Consider the following 4676-nt stretch of genomic DNA (forward strand, 5'->3'; position numbering starts at 1 on the left):
TCGTCGGGCCGGCTGCGGCATCCGGATTCGAGCTGTCGTCGCCGTAGACATCGTCTTGGCTCAAATCGACGATTTTTCCCGCAAAATCGGCGCGCATACGTTCGCCGTCCTGCACCAGCAGCAGCTTCGCGCCCGAATCCTCCAGCATATACCGGATACGCTCCTCGGGATACTCCGGATCGATCGGCACATATGCACCTCCGGCTTTCAGAATACCGAGGGTGCCAACGATCATCTCCAGAGAACGATCGGCCATAAGGCCGACGGGCTGATCCGGGCATACGCCTTCGCTCCGCAAAGTCCGCGCCAGCCTGTTCGCCCGCTCGTTCAATTCCCGGTACGTCAGGGCGCTTTCCCCGAAGACGACCGCCGTCTTCTCGGGCGTTTTCCGCACCTGCTCTTCGAACAGGAGATGGAGCGTCTTTTCTCTTGGATAGTCCGTTACCGTATCATTGAACGCGCCGGTAATTTGCAGCTTCTCCTCTTCGGTCAGCACGTCGAGTTCATTTACGCCGATATGCGGATTGTCGGCAATCTGTTCCATGACGCGCAGCAGGTGCCCCCGGATTTTTTCCATGCTCGTCCGGTCGTAAGCCAAGGCGTTATAATCCAGTCGGATTCGGAGCTCGTCCCCGGGAACGACGATTACGTTCAGATCATAGCTCGTTTGCTCCTCGGTGCTGACATCCGTGATCTCAAACTCTGCGGCGTCCCCTTTTCCGAGCTGTCTCATCTGCTGGTCTACGGGATAGTTCTCGAATACGAAAATATGATTGATCAAGCCCTGCTTGAGCCCGCTCTGCGCTTGAATGTCATAGAGCGGATACGTGTCGTAGGCTTGGGCCGCCAAGGCTTGCTCCTGAACGCGCTGCATCAAGGAAGCGAACGTATCCTCCTCTTGGCAGCGAATCCTCACCGGAATGGTATTGATAAACAGGCCGATCATCGTTTCGATCCCCGGAATCTCCGCCGGCCTTCCGGAGACGACGCTTCCGAAGACGACGTCCTGAGAGCCGTTGTAGGTTTTCAGCAGCACGCCCCAAGCCGTTTGTACCAAAGTGTTCAGCGTCACCTGATGTCGCTTCGCGGTCTGCTGGATTTGACGAGTCAAACTTTTCGCCAGCACGCAGTCTACTTTCTCCGAGACGTGACCCGGTTTCTTTTCCTCCGTTGTTTGGGCTCCCAGCAGCACCGTCTGCTGCTCGTATCCGTCCAAATAGTCCGCCCAAAATGCGGAGGCCGCTTCGCGGTCCTGCCGTTCCAGCCACTCGATATACCGGCTGTACGGCGGTGCCGCGTCAAAATTGGGCTGATGGTGTTTCCGGTAGGCGAAGTACGCTTCGAACACCTCTTTCGCAGCCAGTGACAAGCACCAGCCATCCATCAAGATATGATGGAAGCTCCAGAGGAACCGGTAGATCTCGTCCCCGGTACGCAGGATCGTTACGCGCATAAGCTCGTCTTTCTCCAGATCGAACCCTGCCGCCTTGTTGTCCCGGATATAGGCCGCGATATAGTTTTCGCTTTCGGCCTCGGTCATTGCGCGAAGATCCTCATAGCGGAAGCCTGCGCGCCGGTCGCGGAAGACCACCTGCACCGGCTCCTGCTTCCACCCGCTGTAAAAGTTCGTCCGCAGCGCTTCATGCCGCTGCACAAACGTATCCAAACTTTTCCTGAAGGCGTCGACATCCAGGCTCCCTTGTAGGGTAAACGACGTTTGCTCGAAATAGGCGTGCGATTCGGAATCCATAAACCGGTGGAACAGCATTCCCTTCTGCATCGGCGTTAAGGCGTACACATTCTCGATTTCGCCCATGTGCCGTATAGATGCCACCAGCCGGTCCAGTTCCTCTATCGTCATATCCTTGAACAAAATGTCGCTCGGCGTCAGCTCGGTTCTCTCTTGCTTGGCGCAGTGGGCGATCACTTCCCGAAGACTTGTCTGGAGCAGCGAAGCCAGCCGCTCCATCGTTTCCCGCCTGTACTGGGTGCCGCTATAGCTGATGCTCATCGTCAATTGGCCGCCGGCGATCAAGCCGTTCACATCCAGCAAGTGGAATCTTTCCATGTTTCCGCTGATCGCAGCGCCGCTTGAATACGGGGACGGACGCAGTCCCGTGTTCTGCAAATCTTGATCGAATTGGCCGAGGTAATTGAACCCGATTTCCGGTTCCGAATCCAGCGCAGCGCCCTCCGGGCCGGGGCACATATATTTCAAAATGCCGTAGCCGATACCTTTATGCGGAATGCGGCGAAGATGTTCCTTGACCCGCTTGATTCGGTAAGCAAGCTCTTGGTCCTCGCCCATTTCCAGCAAGACGGGATACTGGGTTGTAAACCACCCTACGGTGCGCGTGATATCGATATCCGGCGAAAGAGGCTCCCTTCCGTGCCCTTCCAGGTCCACGAGAATCCGGTCCGTTCCGGCCCAGCGCTGAACCGCCATGCCTAACGCCGTCAACAGCAGATCATTCATCTCCGTATTGTAGGCCCGATGCGTTTTTGTCAGCAGTTGTTCGGTTTCCTCCGGGGTCAACCGGACCTGGACGAACTCGTTATCGCGCATCAAGGTGCGGGACTGCTCCATATCCCTTGGCAGCCGGGTGCCGCCCTCTTGGCAGACTCGTTCCCAATACGCGCGCTCGTTCTCCATGGCCGGACTGCCAGCATGGCTTGCCAGATGCTCCGCCCAAGCAAGGAACGAATCGGTTTTGTCCGGGAGCCGGATCGCTTGGCCGTTTGCCGCTTGCTCGTAGCCCGACTGCAAATCCTCGACCAAAATTCTCCAGGACACTCCATCCACAACGAGATGATGAATGGTGATCAGCAAATGGTCCCCGTCGGGGCAGCGAAACAGTCCCAGCTTCATGAGCGGGCCCCGGGCGATATCCAGACTGCGTTGGATTTCGTTCGCGCAGGCTTCCACTGCTGTGGCGCAGTCGTCCACTTCCCGGAAGTCGAACACGTCCAGGATGTACGCTTCGCCTTCCTCCGTTCCCCTATTCCACGATGACGGTACGTTTTCAGTCTGCCGGAATATCATGCGCAGCGCATCGTGATGCTCCGTAATCTTCTTCACCGCCTGGCGCAGCGCCGTCTCGTCGAAGCCCTGCTCGCGGTATACCATCACGGCTTGGTTGAAATGATGCAGCGCATCGGAGCCTTGCTCTTGGCCCGGCTCAGGCCCTTCGCAAGAACGCGTAAAGAACCAGCGTTGAATCGGCGTCAACGGCGCCTCGCCCTTCACTTCTCCCTGATCCGCGCTTCGGCTTACCGGCTTAAGGTGCGGGCTTAGCTCCGCTGCGGTCTGGTATTTGAACAAATCTTTCACTTCCAGCTTATAGCCTGCCTGGCGAAGCCTCGAAGACACCTGAATCGACTTGATCGAGTCGCCCCCCAGATCGAAGAAATTGTCCAGCACACCGATTCTCTTCGAACCGAGCACCGTCTGCCAGATCTCGATTAACGTTTGCTCCGCCGGTGTTCGGGGCGCCACATATTCGGCTCCGCCCTGCAAGTCTTCCTCCGGAGCAGGCAGCGCATGAAGGTCCGGCTTCCCGTTCGGCGTCAGCGGCATCTGCTCTAACCGTACAAAGTAGGATGGGACCATATAGCCCGGCAGCTCTTGTGCAAGTGCCCCGCGAAGCTCGCTGGCCGTCAGGTCGCGATCCGCCACAAAGTACGCGCATAAAGACGCTTGCCCGCTTGCCCCTTCCCGCGCGATCACGATGACCTCGCGAACGGATTCGACTTTCAGGAGCTTGGCTTCCACCTCGCCGAGCTCGATGCGATGGCCGCGAATTTTGACCTGATGGTCGATCCGGCCCAGGTATTCGATGTTTCCGTCCGGCAGCCAGCGCGCGAGGTCTCCTGTCCGGTACATCCGCTTCTCCGGCGCAAACGGAACCGGCACGAATTTCTCCGCCGTCAATTCAGGACGGTTCAGGTAGCCCCTGGCCAGACCGATCCCGCTCACGCAAAGCTCCCCCGCCACTCCAATGGGCGCCAGCCTGTTCTGCGCATCGAGAATATACACCTGATGGTTGGCTATCGGACGGCCGATCGGCACCGATGTTTCCATCGCCATGTCCTGCGAATACACCCAAGTGGTCGAGCAAATGGAATCCTCCGTCGGGCCGTAATTGTTGATATAGCGCACGTGATCCTTCCACTGCCCCACCAGCTCGGCGGAGGAGGCGGAGCCGGCCGTGATCAGCGTCCTCAGGCTCGGAACGTACGCCGGGTTCAAGTATACGGCATAGGTCGGAGGCAAGGTCGCCACCGTTATTCCGTTGTCCCGGACGTACTGCTCGAACAAATGATGATCCATAATGACCGAAGCGTCCGGCACATACAGCGTTGCCCCGAAAAATAGGCTCATGATGATTTCCGAGCACGACGCGTCGAACGAAAAGCTGGCAAACTGCACAATGCGATCCTGCTTGCCGATTTGCAAAGTATGCTCGCAGAAGAACTTGAAGTTGCACACGCCCTGATGCTCGACCATCACGCCTTTCGGATTCCCGGTCGTGCCCGACGTGTAGATGATATACGCCAGCTGCTGCGGATCGACAGCCAGCCCCAGATTCGAGCCATCGTCGCTATAAGTCCGTTCATCGTCCAACAGGAGCAGTTCGCCGTCAAACGCTGCACGATCCCGCAAATGCGACTGGACG

Annotated in this window: 1 protein-coding gene; it reads right to left on the reverse strand. The window is 57.7% G+C overall.

Annotated features, from left to right (window positions below; genetic code table 11):
- A partial coding sequence (locus tag PEL01S_RS33895; RefSeq protein ID WP_127463333.1) for a non-ribosomal peptide synthetase occupies positions 1-4676 on the reverse strand: 4676 nt, incomplete at both ends.

The sequence above is a fragment of the Paenibacillus elgii NBRC 100335 genome, from assembly GCF_004000865.1.
In the GTDB taxonomy this organism is placed as follows: Bacteria; Bacillota; Bacilli; order Paenibacillales; family NBRC-103111; genus Paenibacillus_G; species Paenibacillus_G elgii.